Source organism: Flavobacteriales bacterium (genome assembly GCA_016715895.1).
GTDB lineage: Bacteria > Bacteroidota > Bacteroidia > Flavobacteriales_F > PHOS-HE28 > PHOS-HE28.
On the sequence record JADJXH010000003.1, the window covers coordinates 478,741 to 497,857 of the forward strand.

General features: G+C 67.5%; 12 protein-coding genes. 4 read left to right on the forward strand and 8 right to left on the reverse strand.

The features are described 5' to 3' along the window. Nucleotides 1-139 precede the first annotated feature (139 nt). On the reverse strand, nucleotides 140-3,604 hold the full coding sequence (locus IPM49_02250; GenBank protein ID MBK9273347.1) for a T9SS type A sorting domain-containing protein: 3,465 nt from the start codon (nucleotides 3,602-3,604) through the stop codon (nucleotides 140-142). A gap of 94 nt (nucleotides 3,605-3,698) precedes the next feature. On the opposite strand from IPM49_02250, the gene bshC reads away from it, so the two are divergent. Continuing rightward, entirely contained in the window at nucleotides 3,699-5,297 is a 1,599-nt protein-coding gene (bshC, locus tag IPM49_02255; protein MBK9273348.1) for a bacillithiol biosynthesis cysteine-adding enzyme BshC, read from the forward strand. On the opposite strand, the gene IPM49_02260 is transcribed toward bshC, so the two are convergent. Next, nucleotides 5,280-8,180 (reverse strand): hypothetical protein, encoded by a 2,901-nt coding sequence (locus tag IPM49_02260; GenBank protein MBK9273349.1) that lies wholly within the window; start codon nucleotides 8,178-8,180, stop codon nucleotides 5,280-5,282. The genes bshC and IPM49_02260 overlap by 18 nt on opposite strands. A 249-nt stretch (nucleotides 8,181-8,429) precedes the next feature. Between IPM49_02260 and guaA the strand changes: the two genes are divergently transcribed. Beyond that, nucleotides 8,430-9,965 (forward strand): glutamine-hydrolyzing GMP synthase, encoded by a 1,536-nt coding sequence (gene guaA, locus IPM49_02265; GenBank protein MBK9273350.1) that lies wholly within the window; start codon nucleotides 8,430-8,432, stop codon nucleotides 9,963-9,965. Then, entirely contained in the window at nucleotides 9,962-11,713 is a 1,752-nt protein-coding gene (locus tag IPM49_02270) for a LysM peptidoglycan-binding domain-containing protein (GenBank protein MBK9273351.1), read from the forward strand. The genes guaA and IPM49_02270 overlap by 4 nt, the downstream gene beginning before the upstream one ends. Nucleotides 11,714-11,726: 13 nt before the next feature. On the opposite strand, the gene IPM49_02275 is transcribed toward IPM49_02270, so the two are convergent. From IPM49_02275 to IPM49_02300, 6 genes are all read right to left on the reverse strand, one after another. Continuing rightward, the gene (locus IPM49_02275) at nucleotides 11,727-12,797 is read right to left on the reverse strand and encodes an AI-2E family transporter (GenBank protein MBK9273352.1); all 1,071 of its coding nucleotides are present in this window, start codon (nucleotides 12,795-12,797) and stop codon (nucleotides 11,727-11,729) included. 24 nt (nucleotides 12,798-12,821) lie between these two features. Continuing rightward, a complete protein-coding gene (locus IPM49_02280; GenBank protein MBK9273353.1) occupies nucleotides 12,822-13,262 on the reverse strand; it encodes a hypothetical protein in 441 nt (146 codons plus the stop codon). Continuing rightward, nucleotides 13,249-13,632, reverse strand: coding sequence for a hypothetical protein (locus IPM49_02285; GenBank protein ID MBK9273354.1), 384 nt, complete (start codon nucleotides 13,630-13,632; stop codon nucleotides 13,249-13,251). Before IPM49_02285 ends, IPM49_02280 begins: the two co-directional genes overlap by 14 nt. Beyond that, on the reverse strand, nucleotides 13,622-14,050 hold the full coding sequence (locus IPM49_02290; protein ID MBK9273355.1) for a YtxH domain-containing protein: 429 nt from the start codon (nucleotides 14,048-14,050) through the stop codon (nucleotides 13,622-13,624). Before IPM49_02290 ends, IPM49_02285 begins: the two co-directional genes overlap by 11 nt. Before the next feature lie 897 nt (nucleotides 14,051-14,947). Beyond that, nucleotides 14,948-15,229 carry a DUF3817 domain-containing protein gene (locus IPM49_02295; protein MBK9273356.1) on the reverse strand — a complete coding sequence of 94 codons (282 nt, stop codon included), beginning with the start codon at nucleotides 15,227-15,229 and terminating at the stop codon, nucleotides 14,948-14,950. 165 nt (nucleotides 15,230-15,394) lie between these two features. After that, nucleotides 15,395-16,264 (reverse strand): cyanophycinase, encoded by an 870-nt coding sequence (locus tag IPM49_02300; GenBank protein ID MBK9273357.1) that lies wholly within the window; start codon nucleotides 16,262-16,264, stop codon nucleotides 15,395-15,397. 150 nt (nucleotides 16,265-16,414) lie between these two features. On the opposite strand from IPM49_02300, the gene cphA reads away from it, so the two are divergent. Continuing rightward, nucleotides 16,415-19,078, forward strand: coding sequence for a cyanophycin synthetase (gene cphA, locus IPM49_02305; GenBank protein ID MBK9273358.1), 2,664 nt, complete (start codon nucleotides 16,415-16,417; stop codon nucleotides 19,076-19,078). Nucleotides 19,079-19,117 lie beyond the last annotated feature (39 nt).

The window sequence follows — 19,117 nt, forward strand, 5'->3', positions numbered from 1 at the left end:
TCGGCCGCACCGGGATCGTCGCAGCACCTTCGATCGGCGCCGCGCCTCCGCCTACCTGCGCAGGCTCCTCCAGGCCGGCATCAGCGGGGCCGAGTTCCTCGATGTGCACATGGCCCCGCGGGGGCCGGGCAAGTGCTGGTCACTGCTTCACCACGCGCGCCTGGGCCCGGCGATCGGGACCGGTGACCCGCACCTCGTAGAGGCCGTCGGCCATGCCGGACAGGTCGAGCGAGAGGCGGTCGCCGCCGTGCAGCGCACGCTGCTGCCGCATCACCACGGCCCCGCGCATGTCCAGCACCTCCACGAGCGCATCGCCCAGGATCCCCTCCACGCCCATGGTCAGCAGGCCGTTGGTGGGGTTGGGCCAGGCCTCCAGCGCAGCGGCGGGGACCAGCTCCTCCACGCCCACCAGCGCACCGCTGGTGAACGACCACTTGATGCTGCGGCCGAACTCGGGGTCGAAGCTCTTGAGGATGCTGCCCGTGGTGCGGCGCAGGCGGAAGTAGCCGTTGCCTGCCCCCGGATCGGCCCAGTAGCTGAGGCCGTCGTTGCCGGTGTCGAGGAACTCCACCGTGTAGCAGCCGGCGAAGAGCGTCAGCGTGTCGTTGTAGGTGGTGTTGGCCGCGTGGTTCGTGCGTTCGAAGATGGTGCTGCCGTATACATCGCGGACGCTGAGGCTGTTCTCGCCGGGGAAGTTGTTGGTCTTGTAGTTCACCACGATGGTCTCCGGATACACGGCCGGCAGCGCGAAGGCGGTGCGGTAGCTGTCGTTCACCGGGTTGGCATCGGCCCCGCCATTGGGCGCGCTCACGCTGACGGTGAAGACCGACGGATCGGTGCCCACCCAGAAGCCCGCGCCATCCACCGGCAGCACCACCTCGGTGCGCTCCATGTGCTTCAGCAGGCCGGTCCAGGTCCAGCTCATCGGGGTTCCGCCCTCCACGCCGTAGGTGAAGGTGACGCTGGTGAGGTCCTGTGCACCCGCGTTGCGCAGCACCACCAGCGGGTCGTGGCACAGCGGGTTGTTGCGGCGGTGCATGTCCGTGGTGCTGGGGCGCTGCACCTCCACGATCTCGGCATCGAGCGCATGGGCGGCTGCGCCGAACTCCAGCAGGTCCATGTTGATCACGTAGTTGCCACCGCCCATGCCCTGGTTGTTGGCGGGCACCGGGGTGATGCGGTAGTCCAGCGTGGCGGTGCCACCGGGCGACAGGCCGGGCAGCTGCACCTCATGGTCCTTCACCAGGTCGCCCGGGCACCAGCCTTCGCGGCTGCCGAGCCAGGTGCCGCCCTGCGGGTACACGGGGTTCAGCGCGCAGTCGTTCGTCTGCCAGATATGCCAGGCGTCCTGTTCGGCGCCGTTGAGGTAGAGGTAGTGGGTGTTGTCCTTCCACTCGCAGCAGTGCGGATATTGGCCGTTGTTGCTGTTGTGGCCGTGGCCGGTGAGGCGGGTGCGCAGGCTCCACTGGCTGGCGGCGGGGCTCAGCTGCACGGTCACCGGTGGCAGGGCCACGTCGTTGCTGAGGTCAGCATAGCTGCGGCTGGTGAGGCCACCCCACGGGCGCTGGTGGGCCACCACGGTGCGCGGCGGGGTGCCTTCGATCAGCTCGAAATCCAGGTCGATCAGCTCCTGCTGGTTGCCGGCGCTCAGCTCCACGCTGTCGTGCAGCAGCCACTGGTAGTCGGTGACGTCGAAGGTCCAGCGGAAGCCCTGGGGCCCCAGCGACAGCCCGATGCCGTACGGCGTGATGTAGCGCCCGATCTCCCAGTCGTTCACCACCTCGAACGGGACGCCGTAGTAGTCCAGCGTGTCGTTGAGGTCGAGGGTGGACTGCACCAGGGCCGAGTCGAGCACCGAGCCATCGGGTGCATAGGTGCGGGTGTGGCCGCCGAGCCAGCTGAACACCGTATCCAGCGGCACCGCGGTGTTGCCGTTCACCTGGAAGTACTCCTGCGTGAGCAATTCGCGCGGCTCGGGGCGTTCCAGCAGCACCGTGTCCGTGACGGTGGAGTAGCTGCCCTGCACGAAGGTGAGGTCGGCGCGGGTGGCGATGGGCTGCGCGGTGTGATGCAGCTCGGGCGCATCGCGGTAGGCGCGGCGCGGGGTGCCCAAGGGCCAGGCGTTGTGCGCGGGGTCGGCGGCGTTCACCAGCATGTGCTCCCCCGGCAGTTCGTCGCAGTGGAAGCTGTAGAGCAGGTCGGCGGCGTTGGGGTGCGTGGCGTCCACGGCGCGGTTGGCCCAGGCGCCGATGGTGGTGGCGTTCACCTCGGTGTTGAAGACGTTGATCTCGTCCATCGCGCCGGGGTAGGAGAATTCGCCGTTGGCGCCGCTGGCGAAGCGCAGGCGGCTGATGCCGGAGATGGGGCGCGTTTTGCCCGTGCCGCTGTGCCACAGCACGCCGTTGAGGTAGATCTTCATGCTGCCGGTGGAGGCGTTCTTCACGAAGGCCCAGTGGTTCCACTGGCCCTCCACATTGGGCGTGGTGGCCGCCTTGTCGATGCGGTCGAAGCCGGTGCCGTCCTGCCCGGCATCCCAGTACACGCGCCCATCGCTCCAGGGCAGGTGCACGTTGAGCACGCGCCGCCCCTGGCCATCCACCGCCTCGAACGCCGTGGTGTTCACGGGGATGCTGGCATCGCCCCACACGCGGAACATGATGGTGATCGCCGGACCGGCGTTGGCGATGGGGGCGGGGTCCACGCCGATGAGGTCGTCCTTCAGCAGCAGGTAGCCATCGCGGCCCACGGCCTGCACCGCCATGTCCGGCATCGCCGTGCCCACCACCTGCGGGGCCGACAGGCCCACACTGCGCGCCGCGGCCATGTCCACGAGGATGTTGGAGGTGCCGTCCCACGTGTAGGGCGGTTGCAGGACGAACACCTGTTCACCGGCGGCGGTCCCCAGGGAGGCCGGCGCCACCTCGTGCACGGTGGTCAGGCCCGCCTCGTCGAACGCGGAGCCCAAGGTGGAGGCGGTGCTGTGCTTCATGCGGATGGTGAAGCGGCCGAAGGCTCCGTTGCCCTGCGCGTCCGTGGTGAAGCGCAGCTGCTCGATGGGCCCGGGTTGCACACCCGCCGCGGAAAGCTCGGAGGCCAGGTAGAGGGCTTGCGTGCGGCTGGTGCCCTGCACGGCCTGCAGCAGGCCGCCATCCCAGGCGCCACCGCTGCCCACAGGGTGCGTGGACTCGGTGATCGTCCCGGTCACCGTGCGGCGCGGCGCGAGCAGCTGCCGGATGTCGTAGCTCGGCACCGGGGCCCGCTCCACGCTGTTCGGGCTGGCGGCGCCCACCTTGAACCAGGGATGCTGCAGCGCATTGCTGTCCAGCACGCCGGTGTGCTCGTGGATGAGGTTGTAGGTGAGGTAGTCCCACTCGCCGCAGGCATACTGGTCCTGCGTGGTCTGCGGATCGCACTTCAGGGTGTGGTGCATCAACACCTTGCGGTAGGTGTGCGAGTCATCCGGGAACACCCACCAGCCGCGCCGGGTGGTGATGCTGTCGTAGGTGAGGGTCTGCACGCGCACGGTGTCCTCCTGGGCGAAGGCGGGGACAAGGGCGAAGGCGTTCAGCACCAGGATCAGGACGCGAAGGGAGCGGATCATCATGCTGGAAAAGTACCGGATGCGGGGATGCCGTCGTGCCCGGATGGTGGGGGAGCGTGGGATCTTGCCCGGTCCGCCCCGGCTACCTTTGCCGCCCATGCGGCGCATCGCCCTGCCCTACGCGGCCACCGGCCAGTTCAGCCGGATGGTGCTCGACCTGCTGGAGGATGCGCCGTCCATCCAGCCGTTCCGCCAGCACGGGTTCCACCCCGCAGGGATGCAGGAAGCGCTGCAGGCGCGGAACTTCCCCGCTGCCCATCGGCTGGCCCTGGCCGAGGCGCTGCGCCGGCAGTACGGCGACCTTCCCCGCACCGAGGCCGTGCAGGCCAACCTCGACCGGCTGGCCCGCCCGGGCACCCTCACCGTCACCACCGGCCATCAGCTCTGCCTCTTCGGCGGTCCCGCCTTCGTGCTCTTCAAGGTGCTGAACGCGGTGCGGCTGGCCCGTGACCTCTCCTCGGAAGCGCATCCGGTGGTGCCCGTGTTCTGGATGGCTTCCGAGGACCATGACCTGGCCGAGGTGGACCATGTGGTGCTGCGCGGAGGCACCCTGCGGTGGAGCACAACGGCGACCGGGCCGGTGGGGCGGATGACGCTGGACGGCATCGCACCGGTGCTGCAGCAGGCGGAAGCGCTGCTGGGACCGCAGGCCGAGGACCTGCGTACCCTGCTCCGCGACGCCTATGTCGACGGCCGCAGCCTGGCCGACGCCACGCGCCGGCTGATGAACGGCCTCTTCGGACACCTGGGCCTGCTGGTGCTGGACGGCGACGATCCCGCCTTGAAGGCGCTGTTCGTCCCGGTGATGCGCGAGGAGTTGCTCAACGGCATGATCGCCCGCACCGCGACGTACGCCGAGCAGCAATTCCCGGAGGGTTACAGCGCCCAGGCCCACGTGCGGCCGATCAACCTGTTCCACCTGGCTCCGGGTTCGCGGGCGCGCCTCGCACCGGACGGGGATCATGTGCAGGTGCTGGACGGGGGCCCGCGCTGGACCATGGACGCGGCCTTGGAGGCGCTGGAGAAGCGGCCGGAGGACTTCTCACCGAACGTGCTGATGCGCCCGCTCTATCAGGAGACGGTGCTGCCCAACGTGGCGTACGTCGGCGGCGGTGGGGAACTGGCGTACTGGATGCAGCTGCGGTGGGCTTTTCAAGCGGTGCAGCTGCCCATGCCGGTGACCACGCTGCGCACCTCGGCCGTGTTCATCGAGGAGGAGCAGGCCACCCGGCTGGCCGCCCTGGGCCTCGCGGTGGACGACCTGTTCGCCGAGCGGCATGCGGTGGAACGGCGCCTGGCCGAACGCGATGCGCCCTTCGCCACGCGGCTGGATGCGGAACGCGAGGCCTTGCACGCCCTGTTCCGCGGCCTGGCCGAACGCACCGCGGCGGCGGGTCCCAGCTTCGTGCGGTCCGCCGCCAGCGCTGAGCAGCGCGCCCTGCATGGCCTGGAGCGGATGGAGCAGCGGCTGCTGCGAACGGCCAAGCAACACAATGAGGTGACCCTTCGGCGTTACCAGGCGATCCGCGAAGCGGTCTTCCCCGGCGGCGTGCTGCAGGAGCGGCGCGAGGGCTTCCTCAGCCTGCTCGCCGACCACGGCCTGTCGATGATCGATCGCCTGTTGAACGAGCTGGACCCGCTGGAGAAGCGCTTCTCCGTGTTCGTGCTGCCGCCGCGCTCAGCGCAGGAAGCGTAACACCTCGGCTCCGCCATCGATGCGCAGGAGGTAGGCCCCCGCGCGGAGGTCCTCCACCGGCACGCGCAGGGCGGCCTCGTCACCCGTGCGGAAGGAGCGCAGCACCCGGCCGCTGGCGTCCAGCAGGTCCACCACGGTGCCGGCCGGCATGGACGATCGCAGCCAGAGCGCTCCATCGGCCGTGTAGAGCAGCGGCCGGGCGGTGTGGCCGGCGAACTCCACGACCACCGACGCGCTCACGGTGGAGCTGCCGTCGTGGTCCGTTTGCCGCAGGCGATAGTAGCTCAGGCCGGGGAGGGGGGCCTGGTCGTAGGCCGAATAGTCCAGCTGCTGCTGGCTGTCACCGGCGCCGTCCACCTCCAGCACCGCGCTGAAGGCGTGGTTGTCCGCGCTGCGCTCCACGGTGAAGAAGGCGTTGTTGCGCTCGGTGGCCGTGGCCCAGTCCAGCCGCACGCGATCGCCATCGGGCCGGGCGGTGAAGTGGAGCAGCTCCACCGGCAGGGGGTTCTGCGCGCTCACCGAGGCCAGGGTCCAGGGGCTGAAGGCGCTCTGCTGCACCGCCGTGGCCACCGTTCCAGTGACCACCGTGCCGGTGGTGGCGCCGTTGCCGCGGTCGAGCCAGAGGGCGCCGTCCCATCGGGCCACGCGCAGATCGGGCAGCGCGGTGACGCCGCAGCTCTCGGGCGTGTCCCAGCTCAGCACCACGGTGGCGTTCGGGCTACCGGCCGTGCGGTCGATCGTCCAGTACTCACAGGCACTGATGTGGTCGAGGGTCACGTCCAACGCATTGCCGAAGGTGACCTGCGGGTCGGCGGCGAAGTACTCCACGGTGAAGGCGTCGGTGGCCGTGCCGGTGAGGCCCTGCAGGCGGGCGGGGCGGTGGCTGTTGCCCTTGCCCACCGGGTAGGTGAGGTCGGTGAGGCCGATCTTCTGGAGCGGGCCGTGCACGAAGCTGAGGTCGCTGGCGTTGGTGGCCGTGGCGGTGGGGCCCAGCGTGAGGCCGGGCGCGCTGAAGATGCGGCCCTGCACCAGGTCCAGGTTGGTGTTCACCCGCACCGGGTCGCCCAGCAGGATGTCGCCGCTCGGCTTGTTGACGCGCAGGGTGCTGAAGATCTCCGTGAAGCCGGCCGGTAGGATTCCCTGGTTGCCGGTGGCGTTCATCACCACGGTGCTGCCGATCTCGTCGAAGTTGGTCTCGGCGGCGGTGTTGTTCCAGTCGCCGCCGACGTTCATCAGGCTGCCCACCACGCCGTTGCTCAGGTCGAGCAGGCCGCCGGGCATGATGTTCACATCGCTCAGCACGGTCACCGTGTTGGTGGTGGCGTTGCTCATGAAGCGCGCGTCGGGGGTGACGAGGTTGACGCCGTTCACGCTCAGCTCGGCGCATTGGAAGGTGCTGCCGCCCACGATGTCGATGCCCATCAGGCCCGTGCCGGCCGTGCGTTGTACCACCACGGTGCCGCCCGCGTTCAGGGTGCTGGCCCCGTTCACCTGCAGGAAGCGGCTCACGCCGTCGGTGCGCACCGTGAGGTCGTCGCACACCGCCGTGCCGCCCCCGGTCACCACGCAGCTCTGCAAGCTGGTCTGGTCGATCAGCACGTTGGTGGTGGCCACGGGCACGGTGGCATCGTCCCAGTTGCGGCAGTCGAACCAGTCGTTGGTCTTCGCGCCGGTCCACAGGCCCGGGATGAAGCCACCCGGGGTGATGGGCAGCACCGGGGCTGACAGGTAGTTGGGCAGGCCCGCGGCGTAGTTCGCGCAGCTGGTGTAGGTGGTCCAGTTCACCGGATCGTCGATCCGGATCAACCAGCCGCGCTGGGTGGTGATGGTCTGCGGACCCGTGTACTTGCTCCAGTCCGTGGTGGCCGAGGGGCCCATGCTGAAGCAGGGCATGCCCGGCGGAAGCCCGCTCTGCTGGGAGGAGTTCTGGAAGCTCAGCCAGTTGCCGTTCGTGCTGAATCCATACAGCACCGTGCCGTTGTAGGTGGCGTTCGCCGCTCCGCCGGGATTGGTCCAGGCCAACCCCATGGAACCGCCGAACTGCATGAAGAAGATCTGGTCGCCGTTCACGTTCAGGTTCAGCGGATTGGTGAACCCGGCGAAGGTCTGACTTGACCAGAACGCATCCGGCGCCACGGCGGAGACGTTCCCCGGAAGTGAGTTGCTCACCCGCAGGGTGATCACCGTGCCGGCCGGGATCGTGGGGCCCGTGCGGGTGATGCGGACAGCCCCCTCGGTCTCGCCCCATTGCCCGGGGTTGGTGTACTCGTAGCCACAATCCGTGAGGTCGATCGTGGTGTTGGGCGTGATGTCCAGGAAGGAGAAGAAGCTGATCTCATCCTGCGCCGTCACCCCACTGCAGGCCTGGTTGTTCGCGTTCACGCCCACGATCACGATGTCCCCCTGGTTGAAGACCGTGGTGGGTGCGTTGATGTCCACGATCGTCAGGGTGGCCACGGCGTTCAGCCCGATGCTGAAGCCCGCCGGTACTGACACAATGGTGAAGGTGATGATGTTGTTGCCGTCGATGATCCCGTCCATCGATGGTAGGACGCGCAGGGCGGTGATCGCTGAGGTCGTAGTGGACCCTGTCTGCGGGGTCAAGGCGATCGTGGCGGCGGTCTCCGCTGGGCTGGTGGTGTAATCGTTCGGTGCCACCCCGTACACGGTACCTGGATTCACCGAAACGCTGATGACGATCTGCTGCAACGCCGGCCAGGGTGTCCCCCAGCTCAGGTTGAAGGTCTGCATCGGCGCGCTCTCGAGGCAGGTGATGGCCGTGGTGTTGAACTGCACGGCCTGCGCGTGGGCATGTGGCGCAACGAGCCCCACGGCGAGGACCAGGACCCCAAGGGTCCGGAGGACAGAGCGGTGGCGTGGCATCGCGGCCGCAAAGATCGCGGTCCCTGAGCCTCCGATCGTTAGCCGATCGTGAAGAATGGGCCGCGGTCGGTCCTGTGAAGGTACGTCGGGTCCGCGTTCCGTGCGCATCCATGGGCAAGACGCGGGGAAAAGCCTGCGGGTCAACCCCTTGCGCGATCAGTTATCCACGATCCATCCACGATCGGGGGGCGGGGTGGAGGGATACCTTTGCCGCCCTGCCACAGCGCCCTCAGCGCGTGCCTCCCCCGCGTGCCCGACACCATCCTCATCCTCGACCACGGCAGCCAGTACACCCAGCTGATCGCCCGGCGCGTGCGCGAGCTCAACGTGTACTGCGAGATCCACCCCTTCACCAAGGCGGCCTCGCTGGCGGGGGATGCCTCGATCAAGGGCGTCATCCTCAGCGGCAGCCCCTTCAGCGTGCACGACCCCAACGCGCCGGACACCGACATCAGCGGCTTCCAGGGCCGGGTGCCGGTGCTGGCCGTGTGCTACGGAGCCCAGCTGCTGGCCCGGCGCGAAGGGGCGCCCGTGGTGCGCAGCACCGTGCGCGAATACGGCCGCGCCCACCTGGACAACATCCACATCAGCGCGCCGCTCTTCGACGGCATCCACCCCGGCAGCCAGGTGTGGATGAGCCACGGCGACAGCATCACCGGGGCGGAGGGCCGCATGGAGGTGATGGCCAGCACCCACGCCGTGCCCGTGGCCGCCTACCGGCTGAAGGACGAGCCCACCTTCGCGGTGCAGTTCCACCCGGAGGTGTACCACACCACCGAGGGCCTGCAGCTGCTACGCAACTTCGTGCACGGCGTGTGCGGCTGCGCCGGCGACTGGACCCCGCACGCCTTCGTGTCCACCACGGTGGACCGGCTGCGCGACCAACTGGGCACGGACCAGGTGGTGATGGCGTTGAGCGGCGGGGTGGACAGCACGGTGGCGGCGGTGCTGCTGCAGCGGGCCATCGGCGACCGGTTGCACTGCATCTTCGTGGACAACGGCCTGCTGCGCAAGAACGAGTACGCGCAGGTGCTGGAGGATTACCGGCACCTGGGCCTCAACATCACCGGCGTGGATGCGCGGGACCGGTTCTACGCCGCCCTGCGCGGGCTGGAGGAGCCGGAGGCGAAGCGCAAGGCCATCGGCCGCACCTTCATCGAGGTCTTCGACACCGAGGCCCACCGCATCCAGGATGTGAAGTGGCTGGGCCAGGGCACCATCTACCCGGATGTGATCGAGAGCGTGAGCGTGAACGGGCCGAGCGTGACGATCAAGAGCCACCACAACGTGGGCGGGCTTCCCGAGCGGATGAAGATGCAGGTGGTGGAGCCCCTGCGCCTGATCTTCAAGGACGAGGTGCGGCGCGTGGGCCGGGAGCTGGGGCTCGATGCGCGCCTGCTGGGCCGCCATCCCTTCCCGGGCCCGGGGCTGGGCATCCGCATCCTGGGCGAGGTCACCGCCGAGAAGGTGGCGCTGCTGCAGGAGGTGGACGCCATCTGGGTGCAGGGCCTGCGGGACGAAGGCCTCTACGACCAGGTGTGGCAGGCCGGCGCCATCCTGCTGCCGGTGCGCAGCGTGGGCGTGATGGGCGATGAGCGCACCTACGAGAACGCGGTGGCCCTGCGGGCGGTGACCAGCACCGACGGCATGACGGCGGACTGGTGCGACCTGCCGCACGCCTTCCTGGCACGGATCTCGAACGCCATCATCAACCGGGTGAACGGCGTGAACCGCGTGGTGTACGACATCAGCAGCAAGCCCCCGGCCACCATCGAATGGGAATGATGCGTCCGCTGGCCCTGCTGCTGATCCTGTTCCTGACGCCTGCCCTGCTGGCGCAGGAGGTGCGTGTGGTGGACGGGAAGCGCTACGTGGTGCATACCGTGGTGGCCGGTCAGACCCTCTATGCGATCAGCCGTCACTATGCGGTGCCGGTGGCGGACCTCACGGCAGCCAACCCGGCGGCGGCGCAGGGCCTCAGCATCGGGCAGGTGCTGCTGATCCCGCAGGACGCGGTGGACCGCAAGGAGCTGCGCAGCGCGCCGAAGTTCCGGGCCACCGGCGAGCTGGTGCACACGGTGGCGAAGAAGGAGACGCTGTTCGGCATCGCGCAGCGCTACGGCGTGGAGCAGACGGCCCTGATCGAGCGCAACCCCGAGCTGGTTGGCGGGCTGAAGGCGGGCATGGAACTGGTGATCCCGCCGGCGACCTCCAAGGAGGTGCCCGTCATCGCGGCCGAACCGGCACGCGCGGACAACAGCCGGTCGCACCTGGTGGTCGCGGGGGAGACGCTCTTCAGCCTGGGCAAACGGTACGGGATCACCGTGGACGCGTTGAAGGAGGCCAACGGCGGCCTGGCGGACGGCCTGAAGGTGGGCACCTACCTGCGGATCCCCGCGCCACCCGAGCCGGAGCCTGTGCTGGATACCGTGCGCAGGCCGATCCGCTACCAGGTGGGCCTGCTGCTGCCCCTCTGCCTGGACCGCAACGACAGTGTGCACGCCGCCGACCCGGACCACAAGGGGCTGTACGCCGTCACCGACATCGCCGGACAATTCCTCGCCGGTGCGCGCATGGCCATCGACTCCATGGCCCGCAGGGGCATGCAACTGGATGTGCATCTCCACGATGTGGGGGAGGATGCGGCCACGTGGGGGCCGGTGTTGCGCAAGGGGGAGATGCGGACCATGGACCTGTTCATCGGTCCGTTCCACCGCGGCGCGATCGATCAGCTGGCGGCCGTGGTGCGTGACGCGCACATCGTGTGCCCGGTGCCGCAGAGCAACAAGGTGATCCTGGGCCATCCGCAGGTGAGCAAGGTGATCAGCGGGCGCCCGGACCTGGTGCAGCACATGGGGCGGTATGTGGCCACGAAGCACGCCCGGGAGAACCTGATCCTGCTGCGGCCCGACCTGCCGGCGGAGAAGGAGCTCCAGGACCAGCTGCAGCGCGCCGTGCAGGCGGCCCTCGCCGAGCGCACGGACCGGCTGCGGGACAGTGTGCTGGTGGCGCGGCCCGGCAAGCGGGACCTCGGCGACCTGACCGGGAAGCTGGACCTCGCGCGGCTGAACGTGCTGCTGGTGCCCAGCGAGGACGTGGAGTTCGTGAGCGCGCTGGTCACACGCCTCACCCCGCTGGTGGGGAAGTACCGCATCGCGGTGTTCGGCATGCCGGCCTGGAGCAGCATGGACGTGCTGGAGCCCGGCGACCTGAACAAACTGGACCTGCACGTGCCCGCCGCCACGCACATCGACCGGGACGCCCCTGCGGTGCGTGCGTTCACGGAGCGGTTCAGGGTGGAGCACGGCACGGACGCGGGGCCTTACGCCTTCCTGGGCTTCGATGTGACGTTGTACTACCTCACCTGCCTGATGGAGGAGGGCATGGGATTCCCCGATCGCTTCGACCTGGTGGCGACCTCGCCGCTGCACATGGGTTTCCGCATGCGCCGCATGGGCATCGAGAACGGCTTCAGCAACGAAAGCGCGTTGATGCTCGAATACCGCGACATGGGGGTGCATCCGGCGCGCTAGAAGGCCGGCGCGATCAACGCGTGTCGGATCCGTCCGGGTCGTAAGCCGGTTCCTCGCCGAGCAGATAGCCGTAGGGCCGCAGCCCGGGCACCGAGTCACAGACCAGCTTGATCATGCCGGCCAGGGGGATGGCCACCACCATGCCCACCACGCCCCAGAGCATGCCCGCGGCGATCAGCGCCAGCATGCTGGCGAGCGGATTGAGGCTCACGCTCCCGCCCACCACCTTGGGGGTGATGAAGTTGTTGTCCAGGAACTGGGTGATGACGCAGACGGCCAGCGCGCCGATGGCGTAGCCGATGGAGTCCTTCGTGATGAGCGCGACCAGGATGGGCAGCAGGCTGCCGAGCAGCACGCCGATGTACGGGATGAGGTTGAGCAGGGCGAGCAGGAAACCCAGGACCACGGCGTAGGGCAGGCCGAGCACGAGGAAGCCGATGCTGTTGAGGGTGCCCAGGATGAGCATCACCAGCAGGACGCCACGCAGATAGCTGCGGCTGAGCGCGCTGATGCGGCGCACGATGGCCACGGCGTCCATGTCCCGGTCATCGCTCCAATGGGCCAGGAACTCGCGGAACTTGTCCTTCATCATCAGGAGCAGGAAGACGAAGAAGGGGATGGGGACGACGACCCCGAGCGCGGCGCCGGCTCCGCTGAACACCTTCACCAGCAGCTGACCTCCGGTGTCGGCCAGACCGGCGACCTGGGCGTTGAACCACTGGATCTGGTCGCGCCGGTCGATGTGCACCGACCCCTCCACCCAGCGCATCAGGGCCTGCACCTTGGCGTTGAGCGTGTGTTGCAGGGAGGGGAGCTCCCCGCCGAACCGGGTGAACTGCCATCCCAGGAAGAAGAAGGCCCCCATCACGACGGCGACAAGGGCCAGCGTGGCCACCAGCGCGCCCACCCACCGGGGCCGCCCGGCCTGCTCAATGCGCCGGCAGAGCGGAAGCAGGAGGAAGGTGAACAGGGCCGAGACGAAGAGGAGGAGGAACAGGTCGCGCCCGTAGGCGAGCACCATCACGGTGAGCACCAGCGCGAGCAGGGTCAGCACATACCGCTGCAGGGCGTCGCGTTGGGCCATGCACAAAGAAAGGCAGCGTGACGGTCACACGTCCTCCTGGCGCCGCTCACGGCGTTCGCGCCAGCGGTCGCGCAACCGGTCCCAGCTGCGGCGGAGCTCACCGACGACCTGACCGGCGCGCTCCGGAGTGGCGAGCCGGTCGACCAGCAGGGGAAGCACAAGTCCGGCCACCATGCCGGCCACCCGTCCCGCCGGGGTCTTGCGTCCGGCCCCCACGGCCAGGCCGACCAATTGCCCTGCGGTGGAGCGGGAGGGCGTGAACAGACCACGCAATGCCTTCAGCCAAGGGATGCCACCGACGGCATGGCGCACCCCTTCCCCCAGGAGCTGGCGGCGGAACACTGGATCCTGCAGCCGGGCCCACTCCTGGCGGAGATCGGCGCGGCGCGCATCGCGCATCGCGGTGCGGCGATCGAGCTCGGCCCGCACGGCGGCGATGCTGGTGAACCGTTCAGGAGCGGTCATGGGCCGAGTTCACAATGGACAGGATGATGCGGTCGCGCAGCACCGTGCGCCAGAGCAGGTAGAAGGCCAGGCCGAGGACCACATAGGTGACCGCGCTGAAGGCGAACCCGAGGACGGGGTCATCGAGCCAGCGCGCCAGAAGAAGGGCCCATGCCACACTGAGCATGAGCACCACGCCGCTCACGGCCAGGAGCACCACCACGATCAGGAGCACACGGGCCAGGCCATCCCCGGCGCGCATGGCGGCGTTCAGGGTCAGACGCTTCTTTTCGGCGGTGGCATAATCGCTCAACGCGTTCACCAACCCATGGAGGAAGGCAGCGGGGTCGGTCTCCTTCGGAGCGCCGTCCGCCTCCGACTCAGTGGCCATGGCGGATGTGGTCGGCGGTCTGTTGCGCTTTGGCCGCGGCCTCCTCGGCGGTGGCCGACACGTCCTTCCGGAGCCGGTCCGCGAGGTCGCGGCCCTCCTCGAAAAGGAAGCGCAGGAAGTCCTCCACGTCCTCGCGGGTCATGGTCGCGGTATCCTGGGCCTTGCCCTTCATTTCGCTCCACGCCTGGTGCGCTTCGTCCATGGTGTCGCCGAAGCGATCGCGTGCTTTTCGACCGGCCCCTGCGATGGCCTCGCGGGTATCCTTGCCGCTGCGCGGAGCGAAGAGTACACCCAAAGCGGCCCCGGCCGCGAGACCGGCGAGGAATCCGACGACGCCGTTGGTTCTATCGTTGGACATAGGGAGGGATTTGTGGTAGTGAAGGTACGCGGGGAAATGGGGTAGGGGGGTGATGTCCATCAGTCGCGGATATATGTATGGCCATACATACATCCTCATCTGGTCTCAGCAGCGGGGATGAAGCAGGTCCGTGGCCCGGTGGTGGGTGGGTCCCTCCAGGGCCGATCACCTTACCAGTCCGGAGCTGGTTGTATGTATGGCCATACATATGTCGTTCGCGGGTCTCGATCTGTTCGATTCGTCCGAGGGCCCTTGGGCACCGCATCCAAATGCTTGTCGCTCGGAACCCTGCACCTTCGCCCATGCGTCGGATAGTGCGTCCATGCGTAACTCACGACGGTGGTCCCAGTGTGTTCGATCGCGCTGGATGTGGAGCGGCGGCCCTGACCACGGCGGTTCCAAGTGATCCGTCGTGCTGACCGAACATATGTATGGCCATACATGTGTTGGAGGAGTGTGACTAAACTCTCACTGTTGCTGGCGACCCTGGGCGCTCTTCTCACAGGCTCAACGTCTGTGCCTATGCGGTACTGCGCGCCGATCGGCTCTTTCCGGCGAATGCATCCACCTTCGACGGTCCGGACAGTCGTTGATACCGGGACTCCCAACGGGTGACACACCTCGTTGCGAAGGGTCGCACTGGCCGCTTTGCCAACCAGGGTTGCGACGTATGTATGGCCATACATACGTCATCCTCACACTGTCAATCGCCTTCCTATAGCTCACGGCCCACCATTGGATCGGCATCGACCAGGACCGTCCAATCTCAACGAACCCAACGTATGTATGGCCATACATACGTTCTTCAGGGGTCAGCGCCCCGCACGACATGCATCGACACGCGAGGCACCATTCACACGCTCGCCTCCGGAACCACGACCGCTCCATGGAGCACAACGGTTCCGTCCCGGCGTGCTGGGGTGGGTACCTGCGATGGACGCAACGTGTGCGGTCCTTTCACCTCAACCACTTCCTCTCCATCACGAAGGTCCCGAAGGGCAGGACGCTCGCCGCGCCCAGACCCAGGATGCGTTCGGCATCCCACTTCAGCTTGGTGAACAGCGGCACGGCGGCCACCCAGTACCACACAAAGAGCACACCGTGCGCCCATCCCACCACCTTCACCGCCCAAGGCCAATCGAACAGGTACTTCAGTGGCATCGCGACGAAGAGCAGCACGAGGAAGCTCCACCCTTCGGCGATGGCGACGGTGCGGAAGCGGGAGAGTAGGGGATGCATGAGCGGCAAAGATGGTGGGCACGGTCACCCATGCTGTCACGAGCGGATCAGAATGATCGACGCAACTTCGGTCCTTCCTGGACACGCGTGCGCCATGTCAAGTGTGCATGGCCTGCGCCCTTGTTGTGGCTGTCCGCGCCGCAAGGGCCGGGATGCCGCCCCGGTTCACCCCTTCACCGGCACGCGCAACGCAGTGAACTGCCGGCGTTTCACGCTGTAGCTGTGGCCCTTGCTGATGATGTGCACCTTCATGCCCTCGATGCTGAAGGGCTGGCCCTCCTCCACATCGGCGTAGTCGCTGTAGGTGATGTCGTGGCCGTCGAAGATCATCACCTGCCCGCTGCCGATGGTCTCCAACGTGTCCGCGTCGGTGATCACCACACCGGTGTCCTCGCCCAGCCCGATGCCGATGGCACTGGGATTGGCCGCCACGGCCTGGGTAAGGCGGCTGAAGCGGCCGCGCTCCACGAAATGGCTGTCCACGATGACATCAGCGATCAGCGCGGCGCCGGTGGTCATCTTCACGCCGCCCTTGATGAGCCCGGTGCTGCTGTGCCCCTGGTAGATCATGGTGCTGCTCATGCACATGGCGCCCGCGCTGGTGCCGGCGATCACGAATCCGGCCTCCTCCTCATACCGCCGCTTCATCAGCTGCAGGAAGGCGGTGCCGCCGAAGATGGTGGTGAGCCGCAATTGGTTCCCGCCGCTCATCATCACCCCGTCGGCCCTGGCGAGGCGCTTGATCATTTCGGGCTTCACGTGCGACCGTTCGCGGATGTCGAGCACGTCGACCTCGCTCACGCCGAGCCGGCCGAAGGCCTCGATGTAGTTGTGCCCCACCTCCTCGGGGATGCTGCTCGCACTGGTGATCACGGCGATGCGGGCGGAGGTGCCCCCCATCTCATCGACCACGCGTCTGAGGATGCCTTCTTCGATGAAATTGTGCGTGAAGACCTTGGTGTGGTGGCCGCCTTCCGGCTCCTTGCCCTTGTCCTCGTTCCCACCGATCGCGATCAGTTTGCCTTTGGGTGTCATGCTCGTGGTTGATCTCCCCCGCCCCCGGCCGATGCGCGGCATCGGTTCACCGCGAAAGTAGCCGACCGAGCGTTCCCGGACCACCACCCTTCGGGATTTGATGAACAGACGGAGGCCGCCTATCTTCCCCCGCTCACTCACTCAGCACCCATGCGCATTCTCCGCGTCGAGGCCATGCGAGGCCCGAACTATTGGTCGGTCAAACGACATCACCTCATCGTGATGCGCCTCGACATCGAGGACCTGGAGGAGAAACCCACGGACAAGATCCCGGGCTTCTACGAGCGCCTCACCGCGCTGCTGCCCTCCACCTTCAGCCACCGGTGCAGCGAAGAGCACGAGGGCGGCTTCTGGGAGCGCGTGAAGCGCGGCACCTGGATGGGGCACGTGATCGAGCACATCGCGCTGGAGATCCAGACCCTGGCCGGCATGGACACAGGGTTCGGACGCACCCGGGGCACCGGTGAGCACGGGGTGTACAATGTGGTGTTCAGCTACGTGGAGGAACCCGTGGGCCTCTTCGCCGCCCGCGCCGCCGTGCGCATCGCCGAGGCGCTCATCAGCGGTGAGCCGTACGACCTGGAGGCCGACATCCAGAAGATGCGCGAACTGCGCGAGGAGAGCCGCCTCGGCCCCAGCACCGCGAGCATCGTCCACGAAGCCCTCAACCGCGGGATCCCCTACCTCCGGCTGAACGGCCAGAGCCTCGTGCAGCTGGGCCATGGGGTCCACCAGAAGCGCATCCGGGCCACCATCACCAGCCACACCAGCAACATCGGCGTGGAGATCGCCTGTGACAAGGAGGAGACCAAGCAGCTGCTGGAGAGCTATGAGATCCCCGTGCCCAAGGGACGCGTGGTGCGGAGCGAGGAAGGGCTGCTGGAGGCCCTGCCCATCGTCGGCTTCCCCTGCGTCATCAAACCCATCGGCGGCAACCACGGCCGCGGCGCCACCATCGGCATCAAGACCACGGAGGAGGCGATCACCGCACTGGCCAAGGCCAGGGAGATCAGCCGCAGCGTCATCGTGGAGCGCTACATCACCGGGTTGGACCACAGGCTCCTGGTGATCGACCACCAGTTCGTGGCCGCGGCCAAACGGACCCCGGCCTGTGTCATCGGCGATGGAGCACGCAGCATCCGTCAGCTCGTGGAGGCGGTGAACGCCGATCCCCGGCGCGGCTACGGGCACGAGAAGGTCCTCACGCGGATCGACATCGACGACCACACCGAGAAGCTCCTGGCCCGGCGCGACATGACGCCGGACAGCGTGCCTCCCAAGGACGAGGTGGTGTACCTGAAGGCCACGGCCAACCTCAGCACGGGCGGCACCGCCACGGACGTCACCGAGATCGTCCACCCGTACAACGTGTTCATGGCCGAACGCATCAGCCGCATCATTGACCTTGACATCTGCGGCATCGACATCATGACCGACGACATCACCCGGCCGCTCACCGAGACCGGCGGCGCGGTGCTGGAGGTCAACGCCGCACCCGGCTTCCGCATGCACCTGGAGCCCACCGAGGGCATCGGCCGCAACGTGGCCGAACCCGTGGTGGACATGCTCTTCCCACCGGGTGCGCCCAGCCGCATCCCCATCATCAGCATCACCGGCACCAACGGAAAGACGACGACCACGCGCCTCACCGCGCACATCATGCGCAGCGTGGGCCACAAGGTGGGCATGACCTGCACGGACGGCGTGTACATCATGAACCGTCTGCTGATGACCGGCGACTGCACCGGTCCGGTGAGCGCGCAGTTCGTGCTCAAGGACCCCCTGGTGGACATGGCGGTGCTGGAGACGGCGCGCGGGGGCATCCTCCGGGCGGGCCTCGGTTTCGAGCACTGCGATGTCGGCATCGTCACCAACGTGGCGGCGGACCACCTGGGGCTGAAGGACATCAATACCATCGACGACCTGGCGCAGGTGAAGAGCGTGGTGCCCCGCAGCGTACGTCGCGAGGGTTACGCGATCCTCAACGCCGACGACGAGCGGGTGATGGCCATGCGAAAGGCCTGTGACTGCCGGATCGCCCTGTTCAGCCTGGACGAGAACAACCGCCTGATCCGGCAGCACTGCAAGCTGGGTGGTCTGGCCGCCATCTACGAGAACGGCTTCATCACCATCAGCAAGGGCGAATGGAAGCTGCGGATCGAAAAGGCCGTGAACGTACCGCTCACCTATGGCGGGCGTGCGGTCTTCAACATCCAGAACATCCTGCCGGCCGTGCTGGCGGCTTATGTGCGCGGCGTGAAGATCGAGGAGCTGCGGCAGGCCCTGGCCACCTTCGTGCCCAGCCCGGCGCAGACCCCCGGACGCCTCAACCTGTTCCAGTTCAAGAATTTCCAGGTGGTGGTGGACTACGCGCACAACCCGCACGGCTTCGAGGCGCTGGGACGCTTCCTCAGCAAGGTGGCCGATACCCCCAAGATCGGCGTCATCGCCGGCGTGGGCGATCGCCGCGACGAGGACACCGTGAACCTCGGCCGCCTCAGCGCCCGCATGTTCGACGAGATCATCATCCGGCAGGACCGCAACCTGCGCGGCAAGAGCGACGATGAGATCATCGCCCTGCTGGTGAAGGGCATCCACGAGGTGGATCCCGCCAAGAAGTTCACCATCCTCAAAAAGGAGGAGGAGGCCATCCGGCACGCCATCGGCACCGCGCCCAAAGGCGCCTTCGTGGTGCTCTGCAGCGACGTGGTGCCCGACGCCCTGCAGCTGGTGCTGAAGCTCAAAGAGCAGGACGACCAGGTGCCCTTCAGCAAGGATGACATCCCCAACCGGAACAAGGAGCTGGTGGGATGAGGTGTGCATGATGGTGACGGGTCCCACGTCCGCGACATC